Here is a 6,297-nt window from a genome sequence, read left to right as displayed (position 1 = left end):
TTGTCCAGGGTGAGGGGGGTGTTCATCCCGGCACAAGCGAATATTTACAGGGAGCCCAGCAACTCTGCCGTAAACACGGTGCCCTGCTCATTATCGACGAAGTCCAAACCGGATTTGGGCGCACGGGTAAACTCTTCGCCCTCGAACATCACGGCCTGCAACCTGATCTGGTGACCCTCGCCAAATCCATGGCAGGAGGCTTTCCCGCAGGTGCGGTCTTGATCGGTGAGCGCGTTGGCGAATTACCTCCCGGCATTCACGGCTCGACTTTTGGAGGGAATCCCCTCGCTGCTGCAGCTGCCCTCGCCGCACTGGAAATACAGGAAAAAGAGCAGCTCCCTCAACGCGCCGCGGAGCTTGGCGAGTATTTTCTTGATGAGCTGAAGAAAATGGAATCACCGCTTATCCGTGATATACGTGGATTGGGATTAATGATCGGGATCGAGATCAAGCAAAAGGTCGTCCCCTATCTCCAAGCGCTGACTGAGCGCGGTGTCCTTGCCCTCCCTGCCGGGATGACGGTTATCCGCCTGTTACCGCCACTGGTGATAAAGCGTGAGCAAATTAATCAGGTGGTGGTCGCATTGAAGGAAGTTTTAGAGTAAAAGATTTACCACAGAGAACACAGAGTTCACTGAGTTTTAAAAACAAGAGAGAAAAAGGTTTTTCTCTGCGCTCTCTGTGAACTCTGTGGTGAAAAAACAAATATGACAACTATAGAAAAAGCACAAACTCTTATCGAACTCGTCAAACACTATAGTCCCTCTGGTCAGGAATCAGATGCAGTAAACTATCTCGTCGGGCGGATGCAGAATTTGGGATTTACGAATGCCTTCAAGGATGAGGCCGGAAACGCGGTTGGCGTGATCGGGGAGGGTGAGAAGCAAATCGTTTTGTTGGGGCATATCGATACGGTTCCCGGGGAGATCCCTGTTCGGGTTGAGCCCTCACCCCCAGCTCCTCTCACTGAGGGAGAAGGGGGCATTTTGTACGGGCGTGGCTCGGTGGATGCCAAGGGACCCCTCTCCGCTTTTGTTGACGCGGTGGCAGGCTTGGGCCATGTACGAGACTGGCAAATCATCGTTATCGGAGCAATTGACGAAGAACGGGATTCTGTTGGCGCGCGCTTTGTTGTCGATCAATATCAGCCTGAGTTTGCAATTATCGGTGAACCCTCCCGTTGGGATCGGGTCACTTTAGGCTATAAGGGCAGCGCAAATGCGAGTTTGACTTCTCGCCGAAAAATGGCACATTCGGCCAGTGGAGAAGAGACCGCTCCCGAGGCCGCTCTTGCACTTTGGGATAATGTGCGAGCGTGGGCTAAAGAATTCAATCAGGGGAAGAATCGCGTTTTTGAAGAGATTTTGCTCTCACTACGTGGATTTGATTCAGGGGATGACGGATTTGAGAGCTGGGCGAGCTTGCAGATTAACGCGCGATTGCCCGTAACCCTCTTCCCCGAGGCCTGGTATTCTCAACTGGAAAAGCTGTCTGCACCCGAAAGTGTCGAACGCGTTGGCTTTGCCATCCCTGCCTATCGTGCCGAGAAAAATACACCACTCGTCCGCGCCTTTCTTAAAGGCATCCGCGCTACAGGTGGCAAGCCAGGTTTTGTAGTCAAAACTGGCACAGCGGATTTGAACATCGTCGCACCGCTCTGGGAATGCCCGGCGATCGCTTATGGGCCGGGGGATTCTAATCTCGATCATACACCTAATGAGCATATTTCATTGGCTGAATATGAGCAAGCTGTGGCTGTTCTCAAGAAGGTACTGGATACACTGGTTCACATGGAATAGCCCTCCTATAAAAGTTAGGGATGGGGGAAATAATTCGTTATAAAGATCTGCCTAGTTATGATAGAATTATATATAATATATAATTCTATCGAGATTTAAACGCTATGACCACTTTACTGGATTCAGAAAATAAATTAGAAAATCTACAACGAAAATCTCTCAAAGAAGAGATTTTTGACGTTTTGCATGGAAAAATCATCGCCGGGGATGTTGCTCCCGGTGACTGGCTCCGTCAGGAAGATATCGCCACACAGCTTGGGGTAAGCATGACGCCCGTCCGCGAGGCGCTGAACCTGCTGGTCTCGGTGGGGCTGGCGGAGCGGGTCCCCTATCGCGGTGCGCGTGTCCCACAGCCAAGCGCTGACGAGATCGCCGATGCTTATAGCATGCGACTTTTGCTGGAGGCAGCCGGAGCCCGCGCTGCAGCCCTTAATCGGGAGCAAGCCCAGGTGGATGGGTTGAAGCGGATCCTGTCCCGGATGAAAGGTCTGCTCTCGCTAGATGACATCTCCGCATTGCGACAGTTATCCCGTCAATTCCACCAGTCGGTGATTGCAATCGGGGGGAATAGTTCGTTGGATAAGCTGTTTGCCATGGTGATGAACTCCTTCCCGGACTGGATGCTCTACGAATACCTCTTCCGTCATACAGAACTGCTGGAACAAAGCCTGATGGATGAATATCAGGAGCATATGCAGTTGGTAGAAGCAATTGAACTTGGAGACGCAGACCTGGCTGAGCGCAGGGCAATCGCGCATATCCGCAATCTGGGAGAGGATTTGGTCGCCTTCCTGGGCATCCCACATGAGGTCCTGGAATCAAAAGCCCGCTTATTGAGTGAGTCTTTTTCTATAAATATGTAACCGAAACGCATCATTTAATTTCTATGAGGAGAAAAATAATGTCACAAGAATTATTCAAAGAAATGGCACAAAGCATCCTGGATGGGGACGATGAAGTTTCAGCAGAGCTGGCCCAAAAAGCGCTGGATGGAGGGATTGATCCCCTGGCTGCCATCACGGATGGTTTTATGCCCGGCGTTAACGAGGTTGGTGATAACTTTGCCTGCGGTGATGCTTTTCTGCCTGAGCTAGTGATGGCTGGGGAGGCCATGAAAGCGGCTATCGCAGTGCTGGAACCAGCCATGATGGCCTCCGGCGTATCGCGCCAGGTTTTGGGCAAAGTGGTCTTGGCAACCGTTGAGGGTGATATCCATGAGATCGGGAAAACTCTGGTTGGGACAATGCTGACCTCGTCTGGTTTCAAAGTTTACGATATGGGAGTGGATGTACCAACCGCTGACCTGATCGCAAAAGCCGAAGAAGTAGGCGCGGATATTATCGGCCTGAGTGCCTTGCTGACCACCACAATGATCAAGCAAAAAGAAGTCATTGATGAAGTTGCCAAACGTGGTTTAAAAGTGATGGTGATGGTGGGTGGCGCACCCGTGACAAAAGAATGGGTCCAAAGAATCGAAGCAGATGGTTATTCAGAAGATGCCATTGGCGCGGTCAGTGTAGCCAAAGAATTGATGGGCCTGTAGGGTTTTATCCATCACCCAACCCCTGCTTCATAAGGGAGAGGAAATCATGGGAGAAAACGATGACAAAAAATATTAAATCAATCACCAACCCCAAGCTTAAGCTTGAGATATTAACGCCGCAGGAAGTGCAGAAAATTCATCATGCCACCCTGCATATCATTGAAAATGTGGGGGTGCGTTTCCCCTCCAGGAGAGCCCTGGAAATTTGGGAAGCTAATGGGGCTACCGTCGATCATGAGAGCATGATCGTGAAAGTTAAGCCACAGATCATCGAAGAAGCGATGAAGAATGCCCCCCCTGCTTATGAACTTGGCGCGCGCGATCCACAGCAACACCTGAATATGGATGGCAACCACGTTTTCCTGGGAACAGATGGTTGCGGCGTCGAGATCATGGATATCGAAACCGGTCAGCGACGTTCTTCAGTATTGAAGGACGCTGGAGATATCGCCCGCATAGCTGATGCGACCGAGGAGATCGCCTTTCATTGGGTGGCCCTCTCGGCACAGGATAAACCAGCTGAGACACGCGGCCTGCACGAGATCAAGACCGTCTGGGAAAACTCCACCAAGCATGTCCAGACCGAGTCTATCTATAACGAAACAGAAGCGCGTGCTGCGATGGAAATGGCGATTGCCGTGGCTGGCAGCAAGGAAGAATTACGCAAGAATCCGGTCCTATCATTGATGCAATGCACCGCCCCTCCACTCGGGCATGATGGCGGCAGTTTGGATGCTGCCCTCGTCGCTGCCGAATACGGTGTCCCGACCGGCTTTATGACCATGTCCTCCTGCCTGACAACTGGCCCGGCCACCATCGCTGGAACACTGGCCGTCGGCAACGCGGAAGTTTTGGCTGTCTCGGCTTTGCTGCAACTGGCTTATCCGGGTGCGCCCATTTTTTATGCGGCCGCGCAAACGGCCTCCGATCCACGCACGGGTGTTTATACAGGCGGCGGGCCAGAAGACTTCCTTTTTGGCGCAGCGACCAATGTACTGGCAGACTTTTATAATATCCCCCTCTCAATGGGATCATTTGCGACTGGGGCGAAGGAACCGAATTGGCAGGCAGGTCTTGAAAACAGTATGTCCACCTTCATGGCGACCATTGCCATGTCCGATATGCTCCTGGGCGCAGGCTTTCTGCACGGAAGCCGGATCTGGTCCTATGCGCAAATGCAGATGGATTGTGAGATATATTCCATCATGCATAAGACGCTGCAAGGAATCGTCGTGGACGATGAAACCCTGGCTCTGGAGGCCATCGCAAAGGTTGGTCCCGGCGGCAACTTCCTGACCCAGAAACATACCCGCAAGCATATGTATGATCTATTCCTTCCAAAATATATGGATCGCCGTCCATATAATGTCTGGGAAGAGAAGCAAGACAACGCGGATGATTGGGCGCTTGAGAGGGCACGCGAGATTTTGTCCACGCATCAGCCAGATACGCTTGACCTGAAAATTTCCGCCGAAATGGCAAAGGTCATTTCTTCACTGGAGCATTAATCCATGCAACCCAAAATTGAACTCCTGACAGAAGATTTGATTGACCGCATCCTGGATGAGGCCTTCCAGCTGCTGATGAAACCCGGCATCAAGGTGCAGTACGCCGAAGCGCGGGAACTGCTTGGTTCCGCCGGTTGCGAAGTAGATGAAGCCAATGAAGTGGTCAAAATCCCCGAGTCAGTGGCGAAAAAAGCACTGGAAACGGTACCCAGCCAATTCATCCTTTATGACCGCGAGGGGAATCCCAAGATCACATATGGCGGCGATCATGTCCACTTTGACCCAGGCTCCTCTGGTGTTAGCATCCTTGATCCCGAAACGCTGGAACATAAACCAGCCTATACGCCTGATTTGGTGCGCATCATCAAAGTTGCTGAAATGCTGCCACAATACGATGCACAATCCACAGCGGTGGTTTGCAATGAGGTGCCCAAGGAAATCGGTGATTTCTACCGACTCTATCTGGTATTGCTGCACTCGAATAAACCGATCGTAACCGGTGCATTTTCAAACGATACATTGCAAACGATGATCGATATGCTGGCAATTTTTGCTCCTTCGACTTCGCTCAGGACAGGCGGCAGTCGTGAAGCCCTGGCTGAAAAACCACAAGCTGTATTCGATGTCTGCCCTTCACCTCCCCTCATCTGGAGCAAGTTTGGCGCAGGCAATCTGATCGAGCTGGCGCGAGCGGGCGTCCCGTCTGAGATGGTCTCCATGCCATTGGCAGGCGCTGCGGCTCCCGTTACCTTGCTTGGCTCGGTTGTGCAGCATGCCGCCGAATGTATCAGCGGCATCACCATCCATCAGCTTGCCAGGGCTGGCTCTCCCATCGTTTGGGGCGGTGCTCCGGCGATCTTTGATATGCGCAAGGGCAGCACGCCCATGGGCGCGATCGAGACCGCCATGATCGACGCCTCCTACGCCCAGGTTGGCAAATCGCTCAATATCCCAACCCATTGTTATCTCGGCGCAACCGAGTCTAAAATCGTGGATGCGCAGGCTGGAATGGAAAGCGGGATGTCAGCACTGGTTGGCGCACTGGCTGGCGTAAATATGATCTCCGGCGCGGGTATGCTGGACTTTTTGGCCTGCCACAGCCCCGAGAAGTTGACCATTGATGCCGAAGCGATTGGAATGGCCAAGCGGATGCTGGAAGGCGTCCAGGTGCGGACCGAGACACTTGCTACCGCTATGTTTGAGGGAATCAACTTCAAAGGCGACTTTCTCAAACAACGCATCACTCGCGAGTTATTTTCTAAAGAACAGTATTTACCCTCTGACATCATCGACCGCGATTCCATCCGCGGCTGGCAAGCCTCTGGACGGATGGACACCTTTGCACGCGCCAAAATCCGTACGAAAAAATTGCTGGACGAATACCAGCGTCCGCAAATGGATCCGGCCAAAGAAAAAGCACTGGTCAGCATGATGGAAGGCCTGGCAA

The 6,297-nt window shown here is 52.2% G+C and carries 6 protein-coding genes; all 6 read left to right on the top strand.

Translation table 11 applies throughout. The features are described from left to right. A partial coding sequence (locus AC3DOM_RS05670; protein WP_487918058.1) for an aspartate aminotransferase family protein occupies positions 1-605 on the top strand: 605 nt, incomplete at its 5' end. Between the two features lie 102 nt (positions 606-707). Then, on the top strand, positions 708-1,799 hold the full coding sequence (locus tag AC3DOM_RS05665; RefSeq protein ID WP_487918057.1) for a [LysW]-lysine hydrolase: 1,092 nt from the start codon (positions 708-710) through the stop codon (positions 1,797-1,799). A gap of 104 nt (positions 1,800-1,903) precedes the next feature. Continuing rightward, entirely contained in the window at positions 1,904-2,662 is a 759-nt protein-coding gene (locus tag AC3DOM_RS05660) for a GntR family transcriptional regulator (RefSeq protein WP_487918056.1), read from the top strand. Between the two features lie 38 nt (positions 2,663-2,700). Beyond that, a complete protein-coding gene (locus AC3DOM_RS05655) occupies positions 2,701-3,342 on the top strand; it encodes a cobalamin B12-binding domain-containing protein (protein ID WP_487918055.1) in 642 nt (213 codons plus the stop codon). Then, positions 3,258-4,850 (top strand): trimethylamine methyltransferase family protein, encoded by a 1,593-nt coding sequence (locus AC3DOM_RS05650; protein WP_487918054.1) that lies wholly within the window; start codon positions 3,258-3,260, stop codon positions 4,848-4,850. The genes AC3DOM_RS05655 and AC3DOM_RS05650 overlap by 85 nt, the downstream gene beginning before the upstream one ends. A gap of 3 nt (positions 4,851-4,853) precedes the next feature. Continuing rightward, positions 4,854-6,297, top strand: a 1,444-nt coding sequence (locus AC3DOM_RS05645) for a trimethylamine methyltransferase family protein (RefSeq protein WP_487918053.1), incomplete at its 3' end; no start/stop codon positions are given.

The organism is Candidatus Desulfolinea nitratireducens (genome assembly GCF_982879505.1).
The sequence above is the reverse complement of the archived record's forward strand: the minus strand, read 5'-3'. Positions and strand labels throughout refer to the sequence as shown.